This is a genomic window from Paraburkholderia agricolaris, assembly GCF_009455635.1.
GTDB classification, from domain to species: Bacteria; Pseudomonadota; Gammaproteobacteria; order Burkholderiales; family Burkholderiaceae; genus Paraburkholderia; species Paraburkholderia agricolaris.
In genome coordinates this window covers 2,713,782-2,732,679 of record NZ_QPER01000001.1, presented here as the reverse complement: position 1 = coordinate 2,732,679, position 18,898 = coordinate 2,713,782, and the positions used below count along the sequence as shown (strand labels likewise).

The following is an 18,898-nucleotide window of genomic DNA, read 5'->3' as shown; positions in this document are numbered from 1 at the left end:
CCGTGCGCTTCATCGCCGAGGCGTAGATGAAATACGGTTTCGCGGATCGACCCGGCTTCGACCGGCAGCGCGCGCAGTTCCTGCAGGCCGCCGGGGCCGCGGGCGCCACGCTCACGTCCTATCCGCATCCTTTGAAAGGTCCTGGCGGCGAGTCGCTCGCTACCGATGTCGCATGGCTCGGCTCGCCGGATGCGCGGCGCGTGCTGGTGGCGATTTCCGGCACGCATGGCGTGGAAGGGTATTACGGATCGACGTGTCAGAGCGAATGGCTGCACGAGTTCGCCGCTCGCGACCTGCCGGATGGTGTTGCGGTCTTGATGGTGCATCTGATCAATCCGTGGGGCACGGCATGGGTACGCCGCGTCAACGAAGACAACGTGGACCTGAATCGCAACTATCTCGACTTCAGCGCAGCGTTGCCGCTCAATCCGCGTTACGAAGCGATTCACGAGATCTACACTTGCCGCGACTTTGACGGCCCCGAGCGGCAGCGCGCAGAGCAGTTGCTGGCGGCGCAACTGGAGTCGATCGGCTGGGCGGAATATCAGGCAATCGTCGGCGCCGGCCAATACGTGCATCCGGACGGGCTGTTTTACGGGGGCGCGCAGGCCACGTGGTCGAACCGGACTTTGCGGAGTATCGCGGCGCGCTTTCTGCAGCCTGCGCAGGTGGCTATCGCCTTCGATCTGCACACCGGGGCCGGTGCTTTTGGTCATCCAATGTTGATGGCGATCGCGCAGGCACGCTATCCGGCGCTCGCGCAGGCCGAAGCGCTTTATGGGCCGTGGCTTTACACACTGCTGACCGACGCGCATGCGGCGGTCAGCGAGACTGGCGTGGTGGCGCGTGCAACCGGCTATACATCGCAGGCCTTGCTCGACGCGCTACCCACGACGCATTTGATGCAGCTTGTCATCGAGTGCGGCACGTACCCCGAGGCGCCGATGCATACGGCGCTGCGCGACGATCACTGGCTGCACCTCTATGGCGATCCCGGCGATGCACTTGGTAAGAAGATCAGCGGTGCTTTGTTCGAGTCGTTCCTGCCGGCTGACGGCGACTGGCGCGAGATCGCATGGCGGCGCACGCGCCAGACATGGGAGCGCGCACTTACAGCGTTGCCGGCGATTTCTGCTCAGGAAAGTATCTGATCGATGACCCGCTGATTGCCGAGTGAATTTTCCAGGGTGAAAGCCAGATTCGCTTTCTGTCCGAGCACCGTGCTCGCAAAGTCTTCAACCATCAACTGATATTGATCGACGTCACCGAACTCAATGGTGCGTGTTTGAGCTGTTTCATCGGAGCGATGGCGAATTTGCGCCGGGCCATATGTGCCCGGATTGAACGGTGCGTCAACGCTTAACCAGCCTTTGATTCCGTGAAAAATCATGTGCTGCCGGCGCGACAGTTGCGTGCCGCAGTAGAACGTCATCGAGAATCCTGGGAACGCGGCCGTGCATCGCGCGAACCGGTCTGTGCCGAAACGGGGATCGAGCAAAACCTCTGCCTGGATGCGAACCGGTTCAAGTCCTGTCACAAGACGCGTGGTTACGACCGGGTAGACGCCGATATCGCGAACGCCCCCGCCCCCCAGTGCAAGATTGTTCTTGAGTGCGTTGGGGTCGTCGTTGAAGTAGGTGAAGGACCCTTCGATCAGCGTGAGTTCGCCGAGCATTCCCTGAGCGAGGCTGTCGCGAACAAAAGCCCATTGAGGGTGATGCGCCACCATGAATGCTTCGCCGCATACAAGGCCGGTTTTGTCACGCAAGGCGATCAGCTCAAGCAGCTGGTCGGCATTCATTGCAATCGGCTTCTCGCACAGCACGTGCTTGCCACCGAGCAGGGCTTTCGTGCACCATTCGACGTGACTGGCCGTTGGCAGCGGGATATAGATTGCGTCGACGTCTTTGCTCGCGATGACCTCGTCGTAACTGGTCAATACACGGTCGATGCCATGCCTGGTCGCGAAAATCTGGGCGCGGTCACGATCGCGGCTGGCGACGGTGATCACCTGGCCGTTGGACGAGCGTTGGATAGCCGGCACGACAAAGTTGTCGGCAATCTTTGCGGCGCCCAGTACGCCCCAGCGAATTTTTTCAGTCATTTTTGTCTCCGTGTGTTCGTGTCGTTTAACGCAGCGCGGTCAACAAACTGTCTGCAGACGTTCACTGCAGATGGCGAGTACTTCGTCGGGTTCGCGTTGCCACCAGTTTTGCGCCGAAAAAATTTCGGTTTCCACCAGACCTTCGTATCCGGCGCGTTCGACGCACGAACGCACCGACGGTAGATCGACGACACCATCGCCCATCATTCCGCGATCCAGCAGCATGTCTTTAGTTTCGTGCAACCAGTCGCACACGTGATACGCCAGAATGCGTCCCGCTTGCCCAGCCGCTGCGATCGACGCCGTCAGTTGCGGGTCCCACCAGCAGTGGTAAATATCGACTGCAACGCCGATAAGTCCTGACCGGTCTGGATCTACGGCTTCACAAATATTCACTGCCTGTGCGAGGGTGTTGACTACGGCACGATTGGCTGCGTACATAGGGTGAAGAGGCTCGAGTGCGAGCGGTACGCCGCACTCGCGTGCCGTGTCCATCAGCATTGAAATGCCGTCCACCACCTGGGTCCGCGCACCTTCCAGATCGCGGCTACCTGATACGAGGCCACCGACCACCATCACGAAGCAACGTGCTCCGAGTATTGCCGCATCGCGCAATGCGGCCCGGTTTGCCTCGACATTGGCGTTAAATTCGGCGGGCGTCGCTGCCGGCAAGTAGGTCGAACGGCAATAGCCGGTCACGGTCAGATCGAGCGCTCTGATCTGCCGCGCAAGCTGCGCGACATTGCCTTCCTCGACCTCGCGGCGCCACGGCGCTATCCCACCAAAGCCCGCTTTGGCAATGCGATCAATCGTGCGACTGAGTGGCTCCCGATGGCCCAGCGTTGCGGTATTGATGGAGCACAGGTCGAGTCTTCCGTGAAGGTTTCTCATAGGTTTCCAGATCGATATCGAAGACGAGCAGACCTTGCGCACCGTCTTCAAGTGCCTCAAGAAGACGTGCCCCAATGGCTTGATGCGTTGGATGCGCCAGATAGGCAAAACAGTCGTCGCGGCTCGCGAAATCCATCATGAAGCCGTCAGAAAACGTCATGCCATAGCCTTCCGGCGATACGTTGGGCCCGCTCTGAAAGTTGGTGAAGGCAATGCCGGGTACTTCCGTCAGTCGCCGGATCTGCTCGAAGAACGCAAGGCGGCATGCCGGTGTCACTTCGTTACGGAACCGGCAAAACACCATGTGCCGTACGGGTCCCCCAGATCGGGCCATGATCAGTCTGCGCATCCGAGTGGCGCCATGGCCCTCCGGATGCGAGTGATTGCATCGCCCGGGTCGCGCAACAGGCCGGCCTGGTCGGCGAGGCGGAACACATCCGCCAGGTAAGCTGGCGGCCGCATACCATGGTGGCCGCCCGGCATGAAGAAGTGGTCCTGGAAGCCGTTCAGGTACGCGAGGAACACCACGCCCGTCTTGTAGTACTGCGTCGGCGCGCGAAAAATGTGCCGCGAAAGCGGCACCGTCGGCCCCAGCAACCGGTTGAAGGTCTCGACGTCGCCCGCGGAGAGGGCCGTCAGTGCCTGAGACGCGGCCGGCGCAATGGCGTCGAAAATGCCGAGAAGCGCATGCGAGAAATGCGTGCCATCGCCGGCGATCAGCGCGGGATAGTTGAAGTCGTCGCCTGTGTACATCTTCACGCTTTGCGGCAGGCGTCGGCGGAACGTGATCTCCTTCTGCTCGTCGAGCAATGAGATCTTGATGCCATCCACTTTGGCCGAATTGGCCTCGATGATATCGAGGCAAACTTCGGCTGCACCCGGAAAATCGCTTGTGCCCCAGTAGCCCGCGAGTTCTGGGTCGAACATGGCGCCGAGCCAATGCAGAATCACCGGCTGATCGCACATTGCGAGCACCTCGCGATAGACGCGCCGATAATCGTCCGGTGAGCGCGCTACTTTCGCAAGCGCGCGGCTCGCCATCAGGATCACGCGTCCGCCTACGCGTTGCACGGCTTCGAGTTGCTCCGCATAGGCGCGAATCACCTGATCGCAGTTCGTCACCGAAGCGGGCGTGACGTGATCAGTGCCGCAGCCTGACGCGATGGCCGCCCCGGCAATATCGCGGGTGCCTTCGATGCTGCGTGTGATCAGTTCGAGTGCCGTGCTCCACGGCAAACCCATACCGCGCTGCGCTGTGTCCATGGCTTCTGCGATGCCCAACCCCTGGTCAAGGAGATAGCGCCGGTAAGCGATTGTGCGGTCCCAGTCGATGGCGGGCTCGGCGTTCAGTTCGCCCGCGCGCAGCGGATCGGCCACCACGTGGGCGGCGGAGTACGCGATGCGGTTGAATTCGCGCACAGGCGGTCGCACTCCAAGTGGTGTGCCCTGTACGGAATAGGTTTCCAGTGCGCCGGACGCAGTCGGAAGTTTGATCGAGAGGTTCATAGGGAGACTCAGTATTTGGTGACGAGCAGGCCGCCGTCGATACGGATCGCCTGGCCGACGCTGTAGGGGAGGCCGCCGGTGGCAAGCGTGCGCACAGTGATTGCCACTTCCTGCGGCGTGCCCCAGCGTTTGATGGCGGTCAGTCCCTGTTCGATCTGCGTGTCGTAGCGTGCGCGGGACGGTGCGGTCATTTCGGTTTCAATCAAACCGGGCTGCACTTCATAGACGCTGACGCCGTGTTCAGCGAGCCGTAGCGAGAAGAGTGTGTTGGCCATCGAAAGCCCGGCCTTGGATACGCAATATTCGCTGCGCAAGGGCGACGCCGCGATTGCGTTAGACGACGTGATCGTGATGATCGACGGGTGCGGTGCAACGGGCGCGTTCGAGCGCGCGAGGCAGTGCTTCGCGAATGCCTGCATGAGAAAGAACGTGCCGCGCGTATTCACCGCGATACAGCGGTCGAAGCTTTCCGCGGTGACATCGAGTAGGTCACCGCGTGACATCACGGAAACTCCCGCGTTGTTCACAAGGCAATCGATCTGGCCGCCGAGAGAGGCTTCGATTGCGGATAACGTGGCCGGATGCGAATCGATGTCGGCGAGGTCGGAGAGCGTTGCGATCGCGCGTGCGTCGGTTTGCTGAACCTCGCGAACGGCATCGTCGAGTTCGTCCGACGCCACCGCATCGGTCAGTGCGATGTCGAAGCCGGCGCGACCAAGTTCGATTGCGATCGCGCGGCCGATGCCGCGCCGGCTACCTGTGACAAGGGCGATTGGGCGCGCGCTCATAATGAGGCCCCGTTGGCGATCAGATCGCGCGCAATGATTGTGCGCTGGATCTGGTTCGTGCCTTCGTAGATCTGCGTGATCTTGGCGTCCCGATACAGGCGTTCGACTTCGTAGCCGCGAATGTAGCCGCTGCCGCCGAAAATCTGCACGGCGTTAGCGCTGTGCTTAACGGCGGTATCGCCGGCAAAGCACTTGGCCATTGAGCAGGCAATGCTGGGGCGATCGCCCGACTCGAGTCGTTCCGCGGCGTCGAGGACGAGCAGGCGCGCGGCCTGAATGTCCTTCGCCATATCCGCGAGCATCCATTGAATGCCTTGCAATTCGGCGATATGACTGCCGAACTGCTTGCGGGTTTGTGAGTATTCGAGTGCCGCTTCAAGCCCCGCCTGCGCGATGCCCACGGCAAGCGAGGCGATGCCCACGCGGCCTTTGTCGAGCGCGCTCATCATCATGTGAAAGCCGCGGCCTTCGGTGCCGAGCAACGCATCGCGAGGCAACTTCACCCGGTCGAAATTCAGTTCGCCGACCTGCGACGCACGCTGCCCCATCTTGTGCTCTTTGGGACCTTTCGATACCCCGCCCAACGAGCAGTCCACGATGAAGATACTCATACCGCGTTTGCCAGCCGCGGGGTCGGTCCGGGCGAGCACGAATGCGACGTCCGCAACCGGCGCGTTATGAATCCAGAGCTTGGCGCCATTCAGTTCCCAACCCTCGGCCGTGCGGGTCGCGGTGGTGCGGATGCCTGAGACGTCGGTGCCTGCGTCGGCTTCAGTAATGCAATAGGCCGGCCGTAGTTTTGCGCGCAAGAGCGGCTCCATGTAGGCCGCGCGTTGCTCGTCGGTGCCGTGTGCTGAAAGAAGCGTGCCGACCAGTTCAAGGAGCCCGCATTGGTCCGCGACCGAAGCGTAGCCGCGCGACAACTCCTCCATCACGAGCGCGTAAGCAGTGACGTCGAGTCCGGCTCCGCCAAATTCCTCCGGCACGGTGATGCCGAACAGGCCTAACTCGCCCATCTGGGCGTAGATCTCCGCTGGGAAGCGTTCCTCGCGATCCAGTTCCTCGGCAACTGGGCGAATCACCTCCTGTGCAAAGCGGCGGGTGGTTTCACGAATCTGCTGATGCGTTTCTGAGAGTTTCATGCTGTCTCCGTCCTTATGATCGGTACCTGTTTTATGCCTGGTTTGCGCTAGTGAAGGTAAACCCGAGCCTCGCGCATCGCCGCTTGAATTACGTGATTTCCTGTGCCAACATTGGCATCAAGTAACCATCTGGATGGTTATTTAAAACCAACGAATGACCGATGTCAACGAGCTTTGTGGCCGATTTGATTGGAGGGTAGTTTGAAAAACTGGATGCAAGCCGAAGATGCGGTTGAGCAAATCTTCGATGGGGCCACCATTGCGCTGGCCAGCAACGGCGGAGGAATGCTTGAGCCGGACGCTGTGCTCGCGAAACTGGAGCAGCGATTCCTCAAGACCGGGCATCCGCGCGATCTTACGGTCGTTCACGCCCTTGGAATTGGCGACGGGAAGGGCAGCGGTCTTGGGCGCTTCGCGCACCCGGGTATGGTGCGGCGCGTCATCGGTGGACACTGGAGCTGGTCGCCGGCCATGCAGCAAATGGCGAAAGAGAATGCGTTCGAAGCGTATAGCTTCCCAGCGGGCGCAATCTCCACCTTGCTGCGCGAGATTGGCGCAGGCCGGCCGGGGCTCGTCACGCACGTCGGCCTGCGCACGTTCGTCGATCCACGCATCGACGGCGGCAAGATCAATGCGCGCGCTACCGAAGACCTTGTCGAACTGATTGAACTCGATGGGCGCGAGTACTTGCGCTACAAGCCGTTCAAAGTCGATTTCGCGATCGTCCGCGGTTCGTCCGCGGACGGGGCCGGCAATGTCACGTTGCGTCGCGAGCCCGTTGACCTCGACACGTACGCAGCGGCTCTTGCTGCTCACAACAGTGGCGGCCACGTGATTGTGCAGGTCAAGGAGCGCGAGCCGGCAGGCTACGTGCCTGCGCGACTGGTGCGCATACCGGGTGTTCTCGTTGACACGCTCGTCGAAATGCCTGCGGCGCCGCAGTGTGCGATCGCCGACTACGACGCCACGCTAAGTGGCGAAACGCTTGGAACCATTGCCGATGGTTTCTATGAAGTGCCCACGGGTATTCGTCGCATCATTGCGGCACGCGCCGCGCAGGAGCTGCACGAAGGGCATTCGGCGAATTTCGGTTTCGGCATCCCCGGCGGTATTCCGGGTTTGCTGGCGCAGCAGGGACGACTCGGCACCTTCTGGGGAACGGTCGAGCAGGGTATCCATAACGGCGCGATGGTCGACGGTCCGATGTTCGGCTCTGCGCGCAACGCGGAAGCGATTCTCTCAAGCGTCGATCAATTCGATTTCTACAGCGGGGGCGGGGTCGACATCTCGTTTCTCGGCATGGGCGAAATGGATGGAGAGGGGAATATCAATGTCTCGAAACTCGGCTCGACGGTGGTAGGACCAGGCGGCTTTATCGACATCACCCAGGGCGCGCGCAAGATCGTCTTCTGCGGCAGTTTCGAAGCAAAGGGCCTGCAGGTCGAGCAGGTGGGCGAGCGTCTGAATATTGCGTCGCCGGGCAGTGTGCCGAAGCTCGTCGAACGCGTGCAGCACATCACGTTCAGCGGCGTGCAGGCGCGTATCGCAAAGCAGGAGGTGCTGTACGTCACCGAGCGCGCAGTGTTCAGGCTCGAAGACAACGGTGTTCGGCTGATCGAGGTGGCGGAAGGTATCGATGTCGAGCAGGACGTGCTCGCGCGGATGGGCTTTCGCCCGATTGTCGACGACGCATTGCTCGCGCGCGGTAAGGGCACGGCGGACAAGCGTCGCGAGCAGCCGGCCTAATGAACGCCCACGCAATCGGGAGCGCCGTTGCCCGGCGCTCCGCAACCGACCACTCAGGCGCGCACGAGCCTGAGAACGGTTTCGATGTTGAAGTCGAGCCGGGTTTTCAACGCCTCCTTGCTCATGAAGTCTATGTCGAAGATCAGGCCGCTTGTGTGGCGATTGGTCAGGTAGTAGTAACCGATCGCTGCCATCGTAATGTGCAGTTGCCGGGCGTCGACACCGCTGCGGAATACACCCGCTTCGACGCCACGGTCGAGTATGCGTTGCAACATCGAGATGAAATCATGGTGCAGTTCCTTGAATCGTTCGGACTTCTTCAGATGGCGCGCCTTGTGCAGGTTCTCGCTGTTGACGAGTGTCATGAACTCGGGGTTCTTCAGGTAATAATTCCACGTATGCGTGGCGAGCGCAACGATCGCATCTTCGGGCGAAAGATGATCGAGATTGAGCTTCAGTTCGGCGGTGCGGATGTCGGCATAGGCGTCCTCGAGCACAGCAACGAACAACTCCTCCTTGCTCCCGAAGTAGTGATAGATCATCCGCTTGTTGGCCTTCGAGCGTGTCGCGATGGCTTCCACGCGTGCGCCGGCAAGACCGAGTTTCGCGAACTCCATTTTCGCGGCTTCGAGAATACGCGCCCGGGTCACCTCGGGATCCCGCTGCCTCGGCGGCTGGGTGGCGCCCTTTCTGGCGGTTTTGGATGCCCGGGCGGGAGGCGTGGTCACAAGAGTCATGGTCGGTGGTCGCTGCAAAGAGAGTCAGTGAGAACGGCGTCATTCGCGGCCGCGTTGTGTCAGCGACTATAGACCAAAAAGGCATTGTCAGGAAGTAACCGGGTGGTGCAGAATGGGCGCAAAAACGGGCGGTACACCGGACCACCCACACGATTTTCCGCACGCACGATGCGCTTTCCGTGCCCGTGTGAAAGCAAAACTCTGGAGACTGGAATGAGCAATCTGAATGAACTGGCGGCAACGCTTCGTCTTCCGTCTGAACCTCTGCGCACGCCGATGTTCATCGACGGCAAGGACTACGCCGGAGTCGCTGGCGAATTCGTGACGCGCAAGAGTCCGGGCCACGGCGTGCCGGTGACGTCCACGGCGCGCGCATCTGTCGGCGATCTGAATCTGGCAGTGGCTGCGGCGCGCCGGGCGTTCGATGACGGGCGCTGGTCGCGTCTGTCCGGTGAGCAGCGTGCAACGGTGCTGCTCAAAACTGCGGGTCTTATCCGGGACAACGTGGAGACGCTCGCGTACCTGGAAACGCTGGAAAGCGGCAAGCCAATAGGCCAGTCGCGCGGCGAGATCAACGCCGCGGCGGGCATCTGGGAGTACGCGGCGGGTCTTGCGCGGGTCGCGCACGGCGATTCGCATGACACCCTCGGCAGCGACATGTTTGGTCTTGTCGTGCGTCAGCCCGTCGGCGTGGTGGGCATCGTCACGCCATGGAATTTCCCGTTCTTCATTCTGTCAGAGCGCCTGCCGTTTGTGCTGGCGGCGGGATGTACCGCGGTCGTCAAACCCGCCGAACTCACCTCGACCACGACGCTCAAGCTCGCCGCGCTTCTGACGGAGGCCGGCTTGCCGGACGGCGTCGTGAACGTGGTGACTGGGCTTGGCTCGAAGGTAGGTCAGGCACTCGCGGAGCACATGGATGTCGACATGGTGTCGTTCACGGGTTCCACCCCAGTGGGCCGTTCGGTGCTGACGGCAGCGGGCGGCAACATGAAGAAGGTTGGGCTCGAACTGGGCGGCAAGAATCCGCAGATCGTGTTCGCGGACGCCGATCTCGCCGATGCCGCTGACGCCATCGCGTTTGGCATCTGCTTCAATGCGGGCCAATGCTGTGTGTCGGGCAGCCGCCTTGTCGTGCATCGATCGGTGGAAGATGAACTTGTCGCGCGGGTCAAGAGTGTGCTCGAGAAGGTGCGGGTGGGCGATCCGCTCGACGCGTCGAACCACGTTGGCGCCATCGTTGAAGCGCGTCAGTTCGACAAGATTTGCAGTTTCATCGAAACGGGCAGTCGCGACGGCGCACAACTGGTGCATGGCGGCACGTCGAGCCAGGATGGTGAGCGCTTCTTCATCCAGCCCACCATGTTCCGCAACGTCGAACCGCATAGCGCGCTGGCGCAGGAAGAAATTTTCGGACCCGTGCTGTCGGTCACGCCATTCGACACCTTCGAACAGGCGATCCAGATTGCGAACGGCGTGCCGTACGGTCTCGCGGCCAGCATCTGGACGCGCGATCTGCAGGGCGCGATCAAGAGCTTCCGCGATGTACAGGCCGGTCGGGTCTGGGTCAACTGCACCATCACCGGCGGCCCGGAAATGCCGATCGGCGGTGTCAAGCAATCGGGCATTGGCCGCGAGACGGGGCGTTACGGCGTCGAGGAATACACCGAACTGAAGTCGGTTCATGTCCAGTTGGGCAACCGGCCGCGCTGGATTGCCTAACGTGGTGTTGTGTGGTCCGGTTCGAATCAAGCGGCCGCCAGGAGCCGTCAGCACCTCAGGAATTGCGCAGTCACGCGCAGTGTGACTGCAGAACACAGTATCGGAGACAGCAATGTATGACTATGTGATCGTAGGTGGCGGCGCGGCGGGTTGTGCGCTGGCGGCTCGTCTGAGCGAGGATGCGGGCAATCGGGTGCTGCTTCTCGAAGCCGGACCTGCCGATACGGATCCGTATATCCACATGCCGGTTGGCTTCTTCAAGATGACGGGTGGCCCTTTGACCTGGGGTTATCGCACGGCTGCGGCGGCCGAAACACAAGGGCGGCAGATTCCATTCGCGCAGGGCCGCGTGCTCGGAGGTGGCGGCTCGATCAATGCCATGGTCTACACACGTGGGCAGCCGTCGGACTATGACGGCTGGGAGCGCGATGGTTGCACTGGTTGGGGCTTTCGCGATGGCGTGCTGCCGTACTTGCGCCGCATGGAAGACAACGAACGCCTGTGCAACGAGTATCACGGTGTCGGTGGCCCGCTCGGTGTGTCTGATCTCATCAGCGTCAACGAATTAACCAAGGCTTTTGTCCTGGCGGGGCAGGAAGCCGGCATGCCGCATAACAGCGACTTCAACGGCGCGCAGCAGGAAGGCGTAGGCGTTTATCAGGTCACGCAGCGCAACGGCAAGCGCTGCAGCGCGGCGGTCGGCTATCTGCGCGATGCTCGCACGCGGCCCAATCTCACGGTGCGAACCGGTTGCCTCGTGTCGCGTGTGGTCATCGAAAACGGCCGCGCAATCGGCGTTGAATTTGCACCCGGGGACGATCGCTCGAATGTGATCATTGCGCGTGCTGAACGCGAAGTCATCGTGACCGCTGGGGCGATTGGTTCGCCGAAGCTGCTGATGCTCTCCGGCATTGGGCGCCCGCAAGATCTGGAACGCGCCGGAGTGAAGCCTGTGCATGCGCTAAGCGGTGTCGGGCAGAACTTGCAGGATCACTTCGATATCGACATCGTCTACGAATTGAACGGTGCGTACAGTCTGGACAAGTATTCGAAGAAACACATGATGTTGCTGGCAGGCCTCGAGTACAAACTCTTTAACAAAGGGCCGGTCACGTCCAATATCGCCGAAGGAGGCGCCTTCTGGTATTCCGACAGTAGCGTACTCACGCCCGACTTGCAGTTTCACTTCTTGCCTGGCGCCGGCGTCGAGGCCGGTGTGCCGCCGGTGCCCTCGGGTTCGGGCTGTACGCTCAACTCCTATTTTCTCCGGCCGCGCAGCCGCGGCAGCGTCACGTTGCATAGTGCCGATCCTGCCGATGCACCGGTGATCGATCCTGCTTATATTCGCGACCCTCATGATCTGAAGGTGGCCGTCGAAGGGATCCGTCAGAGTCGCGAAATCATGAGTCAGAAGGCGCTCGGCAAGTACATCAAGAGTGAGCACTTCCCTGGTGGGAACGTGCGCACGCAGGCCGAATACGAAACCTACGCGCAGCAGTACGGACGCACCGGCTATCACCCGGTCGGCACCTGCAAGATGGGCATCGACGAATTTGCCGTCGTCGATCCGCAATTGCGAGTGCACGGCATCGAAGGATTGAGAGTCGCGGATTCATCGGTAATGCCGCGGATCGTAAGTTCGAACACGAACGCGCCCACGCTGATGATCGCGGAAAAGGCCGCCGATCTGATTCGCGGTCTGGCGGCAACGCCGGCGCCCGTGGTGGGTCGGCTTGCCAGCACCTCGGGCCGTGTGGCGCGCGAGGCCGCGGTAGCCGCGATCTGACGAAAGACGACGAGGTTTGAAAAGGAGCACCCGGATAAAGTGGCTCCTTCTGGCAAATCAGTAAATATCCGGTTATTTATAAACATCCCTGACACAAAGGGTCTTTTTGGGCTCGGAGGAGACATCATGTCGAAACAGGATCAACACACAGGCGTATCGCGTCGCGACTTTATCAAGCTCGGCGCAGGCGCGGCATTTGCCGTCGCGGGCAGCGGCATGGCAGGCCTTTCGTTCGGCGCGGGGCAGGCCACGCTCGCCTGTTCGTTCCGCTCGCTGACCAATCCGTATTACACCGCGTTCAACAAGGGCGCGCAGGCTTTCGCAAAGAGCGTTGGTCTGCCGTACGTGCCGTTGACGACCGAAGGCAGCTCGGAAAAAGGCATCGCGGATATCCGCGCGCTGCTGCAGAAAACGGGTGGCAACCTGGTGCTGAATGTCGACCCCAACGACTCGGCCGACGCGCGTGTGATCGTCGAAGCCTGCTCGAAAGCCGGCGCTTACGTCACGACGATCTGGAATAAACCGAAGGACCTGCATCCGTGGGATTTCAACCCGAACTACGTCGCGCACATGTCATTCGATGGCGTGGCATACGGCGAATCGACCGCGACTGAGTTGTTCAAGGCAATGGGCGGCAAGGGGGGCGTTGTGGCAATCGGCGGCATTTTCAGCAACGTGCCTGCCATCGAGCGCAAGGCGGGTCTGATGGCGGCGCTGAAGAAATTCCCTGATATCCAGTTGCTGGACTTTCAGGTGGCGGACTGGGATTCGCAGAAGGCCTTCCCGATCATGCAGGCATGGATGACTCGCTTCAATTCGAAGATCAAGGGTGTGTGGGCCGCGAACGACGATATGGCGTTGGGCGCGATCGAAGCGCTGCGCGCAGAAGGGCTCGCGGGACAACTGCCGGTCTCCGGCATGGACGGCACGCAGCCGGGGCTCGCCGCGATCAAGGTGGGCGAACTCGTGACGACAGTCGACTGGGACCCGTACTGGCTCGGCGGCATCGGTCTCTCGATGGGTCTTCAGGCGCAGCAGAAAAAGCTGCAGGTCGCGTCACTGCCCAGGGATCAGCGCGAATCGTTCTGCAAGGCAACCCTCGTGACCAGGTCGAACGTCCAGACAGTCATGGCGCGCGAATCAGCACCTAACGCCGATTGGAACAATCTTTACGCCCGCGTCGCGGGCCCCGTGGTGTATCGATGAACAAACTAACCGCAGCGCCTACCCGGCAGGCCGTAAGCACAACAACAACCGGGATCGGATTCATGTCGATGCATTCCCTGCTGCAGCGTTTTGCGCCGCTGCTGGTCTTGCTGGCGCTCGGCCTTTGCATTGGCGCGTTCAATCACGATTTCTTCGATCCGATGAATCTTGCGCGAATCGCGATTTCTGCCGCGATTCCGCTGACCATCGCGCTCGGCGGTACCTTCGTGATTCAACTCGGCAGTATCGACCTGTCGGCGGAAGGAATTGTCGCGGTCTCCGCGATCACGGTGTCGATGCTGGTCGAGAACTCGTACAACGACAATCACTACGGCTTGTGGGTACTGGCCGTCGCGATCGCTGCCGGCACGGTGCTGGGGTTCGCCAACGGCATGCTGCACGTGTTCCTGCGCATTCCTTCTTTCATCGCCACGCTCGCGGTCGGCTTTGTGGCAACCGGAATCGGCACGGCATGGCTGTCGGGCAACACGATCCGTGTAAGCGATACGGCGCTGCGTTCGATTGCCATCACGCGTTACGTGGGCTTGCCGTTGTCGGTGTGGGTAGCCGTGCTCGCGCTCGCCGCCGCGTGGTTTATCTACCGGCATACGTTGCTCGGACGTCACACGCTGGCAATCGGCGGCGGCGAGGATCTCGCGCGTCTGAACGGAGTGCGGGTGCGGCGCGTGCGGATTGCGATCTTTGCACTGGCGGGCGCCTTTTATGGGATGGCCGGCATTCTTGCCGTCGCGCAATATGGGCAGGGTCACGCGCTCATCGCTGACGGCCAGTTGTTTGTTGCGATCACGGCCATCGTGGTGGGAGGGACCTCGCTCGCAGGCGGCAACGGCAGCCCGTTGAACACGCTCATTGGCACGTTGATCGTGGTGGTGCTCGGCAACGGCATGGTGCTACTCGGCGTGCCGCCTTATGTGCAGCAGGGTATTCAGGGCGTCCTGATTATCGTTGCAGTAACGCTTGCGCTCAATCGCTCGCACCGACGCATCGTCAAGTAAGCCTGGGAGATTCGACATGCTGAAACTCAAGAACATCACGAAACGCTTCCCAGGTGTGCTCGCTCTGGATGACGTATCGGTCGAAGTCCGACCCAATGAAATCGTCGGTCTGATTGGCGAGAACGGCGCGGGCAAGTCGACGCTAATGAAACTGTTGACCGGCGCCTACCACCAGGACACCGGTGAAATCACGCTCTCCGGGCAACCGCTCGTGATTCGCAATCCACGCGATGCCACGGCGAAAGGCATCGCGATGGTGTATCAGGAGCAGTCGATCCTGCCTAACCTGACGATTGCCGAGAACCTGTTTCTAGGGCGTGAGGAAAACTTCACGACGTTCGGCCGCATGAACTGGTCGAAACTCAAACGTGCCGCGCAGGCTGAACTCGCTACGGTGCATCTCGACATCGATCCGTTGACAGTTTGCGAGGACCTTTCATTCGGGCAACGGCAGATGGTGGAACTGGCGCGTGCGCTGTCGCTGGCGAGCCGCACCGGCGGCACACCGATCATTCTGCTCGACGAGCCGACGTCTGTTCTGGAAGCCGCCGAGATCGAGATTCTGTTCAGGCTGGTGCGCGAACTCAAGTCGCGCGCCTCGTTTGTGTTCGTCTCGCACCGCCTCGACGAACTGCTTTCGCTGAGCGACCGCGTGTACGTCATGAAAGACGGCAAAGTGGTGGCGGAGATGGCTTCGGTCGATGCCTCCGTCAAGCAGCTTCATGAACTGATGGTGGGCCGTTCGATGCACGGCGAGTACTACCGCGAGAATTTGCAAAAGCCGTGTCGCGATGAGGTGGCGCTGTCGGTTTCGCATGCTTCGCTCGGGCATGCGTTGAACGACGTGTCGTTTGACGTGCGCCAGGGTGAGGTATTCGGGGTGGCGGGCGTGGTGGGTTCGGGACGTGAAGAACTGTGCCGCGTGATCGCCGGTCTGGAAAAGCTCGATTCCGGCGAAGTGCGGATTGGCGGCACGCTGCTCAAGCCACAGGCGAATCATGCGGTTGCCCTGGGCGTTGGCTACGTGCCGCGCGAGCGCAAGGTGGAAGGGCTTGTAACGCAGATGAGCGTCGCGCAAAACCTTACGTTGCCGCGACTGAGTGCCGTGAGCCGGGGCGGCGTGGTGCGCAAAGGGAATGAGCGCAAGATCGCCAACGAGTGGATCCAGCGTCTGCGCATCAAGACACCGGGTCCGGATGCGTCATGCCGCAATCTTTCGGGGGGTAACCAGCAAAAGGTCGTGCTGGCGAAGTGGCGCTTTGCCGGTAGCCGGATTCTCGTGCTCGACCATCCGACCCGGGGCCTCGACGTCGGTGCGAAGGAAGAGGTCTATCAACTGATTCGCGAGTTGACGGCTGAAGGCGTGGCCGTCGTGCTGACGGGCGACACGCTTGAAGAGATTCTCGGCCTGAGCCACCGCATTATGGTGATGCGCGATGGCCGCGCGCAAAAGGTTCTGCCGTGCGAAGTGGGTTCGAAGCCCTCGCAGGTTGAAATCGTCGAACATATGGTGTGAGGCTGCTATGTCATTACTGAAATCACCGTCGCGCGCGACGCTTCGCGACAATGCACCATTCGCTGCGTTAGTGGCGTTGTACGTGCTGATCGAAATCGCGCAGCCGGGTTTTATGGCGCTATCGACGCAACTCGGGCTGCTCGCGGACAGTTCCACGCTGTTCATCATGGCCGCCGGTACGACCTTTGTCGTGCTGCTGGGCAGTATCGATTTGTCGCTGCAGGCAGTTGCATCGTTGGCGAGTGTGATCGTCGCGCTGTTCCTGCCGCGCTACGGTGCGTGGGCCGCGGTCATTGCACTCGGGGCGTCGTTTGCGATCGGCCTCCTGAGTGGCGTAATTCAGACCGTGCTGCGCATTCCTTCCTTCATTGCGACGCTTGCCATCAGTGGCATTGCATCTGCTGCGGCGCTCACGCTGTCGGGCACGCGTTCCATTGCGATCAGCGACGACATGCGCAACGCTTCGCTGGGCTGGACAACGGGGACCGCGTTTGGCATCCCGCATGAGATTTTGCTGGCTGTGGCGGTGTTTGCGTTTTGCTGGTTTCTGCATCGTTCGACTGTTTTTGGTCGTCACGCCGATGCGATCGGCGCAGGCGAGCCAGCCGCTATTGCGTCAGGCGTGCGCGTTTCCGTGACGAAATGCCTGGTGTTTGCAACGTCCTCCTTCTTTGCCGGCCTCGCCGGTGTCGTGATGGCGGGACGTCTTGGCAGCGGCTCGCCCACGTTGGCCAATCAGTTTCTGTTGCCGGCAATCGCGGCGGTGATCGTCGGCGGAACGGCATTGACGGGTGGGTCGGGCGGCATTGTGCGCACGCTGATCGGTGCGTTGCTGGTGTCGGTGGCGCGTGTGGGCATGACCTTTGTCGGCATTAGCGTGTTTGCACAGCAGATCGTATTCGGCGTGATTCTGATCATCGCGGTGACAGTGGCGTTCGATCGCTCGAAGGTGTTGGTAATCAAATAAGTTCATGCGTGGTCAGTTGCGGCTGACATGGGAAATCCGGCGGAGAAGGGTGGTTACGAATGAAAGTGCTAGTAGCAGTGAAGAGAGTGGTCGATTACAACGTGAAGGTCCGGGTGAAGTTGGACGGCACGGGCGTCGACATCGCGAACGTGAAGATGTCGATGAATCCGTTCGACGAAATCGCGGTCGAAGAAGCGGTACGTCTGCGTGAAGCGGGCGTGGCGACCGAAGTGATCGCCGTGTCGGCGGGTGTGGCGCAAGCGCAGGAAACGCTGCGCACGGCGCTCGCGATCGGCGCGGACCGCGCGATCCTGATCGAGTCGAATGAAGAATTGCAGCCGCTGGCCGTGGCCAAGCTGCTCAAGGCGCTGGTCGACAAGGAACAGCCGCAACTGGTGATCCTCGGCAAGCAGGCGATCGACGACGATTCGAACCAGACCGGCCAGATGCTGGCTGCGCTGGCGAATTTGCCGCAAGCCACGTTCGCCTCGAAGGTGGTCGTGGCCGACGGTAAGGCGACGGTGTCGCGCGAAGTGGACGGTGGCGCTGAAACGCTGTCGCTGACGCTGCCGGCTGTGATCACGACCGACCTGCGCCTGAACGAGCCGCGCTACGTGACGCTGCCGAACATCATGAAGGCGAAGAAGAAGCCGCTGGAAGTCATCAAGCCGGAAGACCTCGGCGTTGATGTGACGCCGCGCCTGAAGACGCTGAAAGTCGTTGAGCCGCCGAAGCGTTCCGCCGGTGTGAAGGTGCCGGATGTGAAGACGCTGGTCGAGAAGCTGAAGACCGAAGCCAAGGTGCTGTGAGGAGACGGACGAAATGACGAATCTGGTAATTGCAGAACACGATAACGCGTCGATCAAGGCCGCGACGCTGAACACAATCGCAGCCGCGCAGAAGATTGGTGGTGATATTCACGTGCTGGTGGCAGGCGAAAACGCGCAGGGCGCAGCGGATGCGGCTGCGAAAATTGCAGGCGTGAGCAAGGTGTTGCTGGCTGACGCGCCGCAACTCGCAGCGGGTCTGGCAGAAAACGTTGAAGCGACAGTGCTGAATATTGCGAAGGACTATTCGCACATCCTCACGCCGGCCACCGCTTACGGTAAAAACATCGCGCCGCGTATCGCCGCGAAGCTGGACGTCGCGCAGATCAGCGACATCACCGCAGTGGACAGCGCCGACACGTTCGAGCGCCCGATCTATGCAGGCAACGCGATCGCTACCGTTCAATCGGCTGACCCGATCAAGGTCATCACGGTCCGCACGACCGGTTTCGACCCCGTCGCAGCCGTTGGCGGCAGCGCCACGGTCGAGAAGATCGAAGCAGCAGCCGACAGCGGCCTGTCGCAATTCGTGAGCCGTGAAGTGACGAAGCTGGACCGTCCGGAACTGACCTCGGCGAAGATCATCGTCTCGGGTGGCCGCGGTCTGGGCAACGGCGAGAACTACACCAAGGTTCTGGAACCGCTGGCCGACAAGCTGAACGCAGCGCTGGGCGCATCGCGTGCCGCAGTGGACGCGGGCTTCGTGCCGAACGACTATCAGGTCGGTCAGACCGGCAAGATCGTCGCGCCGCAACTGTACGTGGCGGTCGGTATCTCGGGTGCGATCCAGCATCTGGCTGGCATGAAGGACTCGAAGGTGATCGTGGCGATCAACAAGGACCCGGAAGCGCCGATTTTCAGCGTCGCCGATTATGGTCTGGTGGGCGACCTGTTCGACATGGTGCCTGAACTGGCCGCGTCAGTTTGATGCGACATGACATGGA

Annotated in this window: 17 protein-coding genes; 10 read left to right on the top strand and 7 right to left on the bottom strand. The window is 61.1% G+C overall.

Translation table 11 applies throughout. From position 1 onward, the window contains the following. Positions 1-26 precede the first annotated feature (26 nt). Complete coding sequence (locus GH665_RS12085; protein WP_153136044.1) at positions 27-1,151, top strand: DUF2817 domain-containing protein; 1,125 nt, start codon at positions 27-29, stop codon at positions 1,149-1,151. Here the strand turns inward: GH665_RS12085 and GH665_RS12080 are convergent. The 6 genes from GH665_RS12080 to GH665_RS12055 are packed head-to-tail and all read right to left on the bottom strand — an operon-like array spanning position 1,136 to position 6,431. Beyond that, complete coding sequence (locus GH665_RS12080; protein ID WP_153136043.1) at positions 1,136-2,104, bottom strand: Gfo/Idh/MocA family protein; 969 nt, start codon at positions 2,102-2,104, stop codon at positions 1,136-1,138. The two genes, GH665_RS12085 and GH665_RS12080, sit on opposite strands and share 16 nt — an antisense overlap. A 39-nt stretch (positions 2,105-2,143) precedes the next feature. Continuing rightward, complete coding sequence (locus tag GH665_RS12075) at positions 2,144-2,995, bottom strand: sugar phosphate isomerase/epimerase family protein (RefSeq protein WP_153136042.1); 852 nt, start codon at positions 2,993-2,995, stop codon at positions 2,144-2,146. Next, the gene (locus GH665_RS12070; protein ID WP_153136041.1) at positions 2,910-3,344 is read right to left on the bottom strand and encodes a Dabb family protein; all 435 of its coding nucleotides are present in this window, start codon (positions 3,342-3,344) and stop codon (positions 2,910-2,912) included. Before GH665_RS12070 ends, GH665_RS12075 begins: the two co-directional genes overlap by 86 nt. Beyond that, positions 3,332-4,501, bottom strand: coding sequence for a dihydrodipicolinate synthase family protein (locus GH665_RS12065; protein ID WP_153136040.1), 1,170 nt, complete (start codon positions 4,499-4,501; stop codon positions 3,332-3,334). The genes GH665_RS12070 and GH665_RS12065 overlap by 13 nt, the downstream gene beginning before the upstream one ends. Positions 4,502-4,509: 8 nt before the next feature. Then, complete coding sequence (locus GH665_RS12060; RefSeq protein ID WP_153136039.1) at positions 4,510-5,289, bottom strand: 3-ketoacyl-ACP reductase; 780 nt, start codon at positions 5,287-5,289, stop codon at positions 4,510-4,512. After that, the gene (locus GH665_RS12055; RefSeq protein WP_153136038.1) at positions 5,286-6,431 is read right to left on the bottom strand and encodes an acyl-CoA dehydrogenase family protein; all 1,146 of its coding nucleotides are present in this window, start codon (positions 6,429-6,431) and stop codon (positions 5,286-5,288) included. The genes GH665_RS12060 and GH665_RS12055 overlap by 4 nt, the downstream gene beginning before the upstream one ends. A 213-nt stretch (positions 6,432-6,644) precedes the next feature. Between GH665_RS12055 and GH665_RS12050 the strand changes: the two genes are divergently transcribed. Then, a complete protein-coding gene (locus tag GH665_RS12050; RefSeq protein ID WP_153136037.1) occupies positions 6,645-8,177 on the top strand; it encodes a CoA-transferase in 1,533 nt (510 codons plus the stop codon). Between the two features lie 53 nt (positions 8,178-8,230). Here the strand turns inward: GH665_RS12050 and GH665_RS12045 are convergent, their stop codons facing one another. Then, positions 8,231-8,914, bottom strand: coding sequence for a TetR/AcrR family transcriptional regulator (locus GH665_RS12045; protein ID WP_153136036.1), 684 nt, complete (start codon positions 8,912-8,914; stop codon positions 8,231-8,233). 213 nt (positions 8,915-9,127) lie between these two features. Between GH665_RS12045 and GH665_RS12040 the strand changes: the two genes are divergently transcribed. The 8 genes from GH665_RS12040 to GH665_RS12005 all read left to right on the top strand — a co-directional run bounded on the left by GH665_RS12040 (position 9,128) and on the right by GH665_RS12005 (position 18,882). Next, positions 9,128-10,636, top strand: a complete 1,509-nt coding sequence (locus GH665_RS12040; RefSeq protein ID WP_153136035.1) for an aldehyde dehydrogenase family protein — start codon at positions 9,128-9,130, stop codon at positions 10,634-10,636. Positions 10,637-10,748: 112 nt separating this feature from the next. Then, positions 10,749-12,422: a GMC family oxidoreductase gene (locus GH665_RS12035; protein ID WP_153136034.1), complete on the top strand. Its 1,674-nt coding sequence runs from the start codon at positions 10,749-10,751 to the stop codon at positions 12,420-12,422. A gap of 126 nt (positions 12,423-12,548) precedes the next feature. Then, positions 12,549-13,628, top strand: a complete 1,080-nt coding sequence (locus GH665_RS12030; RefSeq protein WP_153136033.1) for a sugar ABC transporter substrate-binding protein — start codon at positions 12,549-12,551, stop codon at positions 13,626-13,628. 62 nt (positions 13,629-13,690) lie between these two features. Then, positions 13,691-14,644: an ABC transporter permease gene (locus GH665_RS12025; RefSeq protein ID WP_246216194.1), complete on the top strand. Its 954-nt coding sequence runs from the start codon at positions 13,691-13,693 to the stop codon at positions 14,642-14,644. A 16-nt stretch (positions 14,645-14,660) separates the two neighbouring features. Next, entirely contained in the window at positions 14,661-16,160 is a 1,500-nt protein-coding gene (locus tag GH665_RS12020; RefSeq protein WP_153136031.1) for a sugar ABC transporter ATP-binding protein, read from the top strand. A 7-nt stretch (positions 16,161-16,167) separates the two neighbouring features. Then, positions 16,168-17,127, top strand: coding sequence for an ABC transporter permease (locus GH665_RS12015; RefSeq protein WP_153136030.1), 960 nt, complete (start codon positions 16,168-16,170; stop codon positions 17,125-17,127). Between the two features lie 59 nt (positions 17,128-17,186). Further along, positions 17,187-17,936, top strand: coding sequence for an electron transfer flavoprotein subunit beta/FixA family protein (locus GH665_RS12010; protein ID WP_153136029.1), 750 nt, complete (start codon positions 17,187-17,189; stop codon positions 17,934-17,936). Positions 17,937-17,949: 13 nt separating this feature from the next. Next, positions 17,950-18,882, top strand: coding sequence for an electron transfer flavoprotein subunit alpha/FixB family protein (locus tag GH665_RS12005; RefSeq protein WP_153136028.1), 933 nt, complete (start codon positions 17,950-17,952; stop codon positions 18,880-18,882). Positions 18,883-18,898 lie beyond the last annotated feature (16 nt).

Excerpts from the sequence above, each read along its gene's own strand:
- GH665_RS12060 (WP_153136039.1), bottom strand. The coding sequence starts at position 5,289 with ATGAGCGCGCGCCCAATCGCCCTTGTCACAGGTAGCCGGCGCGGCATC.
- GH665_RS12070 (WP_153136041.1), bottom strand. The coding sequence starts at position 3,344 with ATGCGCAGACTGATCATGGCCCGATCTGGGGGACCCGTACGGCACATG.
- GH665_RS12075 (WP_153136042.1), bottom strand. The coding sequence starts at position 2,995 with ATGAGAAACCTTCACGGAAGACTCGACCTGTGCTCCATCAATACCGCA.
- GH665_RS12080 (WP_153136043.1), bottom strand. The coding sequence starts at position 2,104 with ATGACTGAAAAAATTCGCTGGGGCGTACTGGGCGCCGCAAAGATTGCC.
- GH665_RS12005 (WP_153136028.1), top strand. The coding sequence starts at position 17,950 with ATGACGAATCTGGTAATTGCAGAACACGATAACGCGTCGATCAAGGCC.
- GH665_RS12065 (WP_153136040.1), bottom strand. The coding sequence starts at position 4,501 with ATGAACCTCTCGATCAAACTTCCGACTGCGTCCGGCGCACTGGAAACC.
- GH665_RS12050 (WP_153136037.1), top strand. The coding sequence starts at position 6,645 with ATGCAAGCCGAAGATGCGGTTGAGCAAATCTTCGATGGGGCCACCATT.
- GH665_RS12010 (WP_153136029.1), top strand. The coding sequence starts at position 17,187 with ATGAAAGTGCTAGTAGCAGTGAAGAGAGTGGTCGATTACAACGTGAAG.
- GH665_RS12020 (WP_153136031.1), top strand. The coding sequence starts at position 14,661 with ATGCTGAAACTCAAGAACATCACGAAACGCTTCCCAGGTGTGCTCGCT.
- GH665_RS12055 (WP_153136038.1), bottom strand. The coding sequence starts at position 6,431 with ATGAAACTCTCAGAAACGCATCAGCAGATTCGTGAAACCACCCGCCGC.
- GH665_RS12025 (WP_246216194.1), top strand. The coding sequence starts at position 13,691 with ATGTCGATGCATTCCCTGCTGCAGCGTTTTGCGCCGCTGCTGGTCTTG.
- GH665_RS12040 (WP_153136035.1), top strand. The coding sequence starts at position 9,128 with ATGAGCAATCTGAATGAACTGGCGGCAACGCTTCGTCTTCCGTCTGAA.
- GH665_RS12045 (WP_153136036.1), bottom strand. The coding sequence starts at position 8,914 with ATGACTCTTGTGACCACGCCTCCCGCCCGGGCATCCAAAACCGCCAGA.
- GH665_RS12030 (WP_153136033.1), top strand. The coding sequence starts at position 12,549 with ATGTCGAAACAGGATCAACACACAGGCGTATCGCGTCGCGACTTTATC.
- GH665_RS12015 (WP_153136030.1), top strand. The coding sequence starts at position 16,168 with ATGTCATTACTGAAATCACCGTCGCGCGCGACGCTTCGCGACAATGCA.
- GH665_RS12035 (WP_153136034.1), top strand. The coding sequence starts at position 10,749 with ATGTATGACTATGTGATCGTAGGTGGCGGCGCGGCGGGTTGTGCGCTG.
- GH665_RS12085 (WP_153136044.1), top strand. The coding sequence starts at position 27 with ATGAAATACGGTTTCGCGGATCGACCCGGCTTCGACCGGCAGCGCGCG.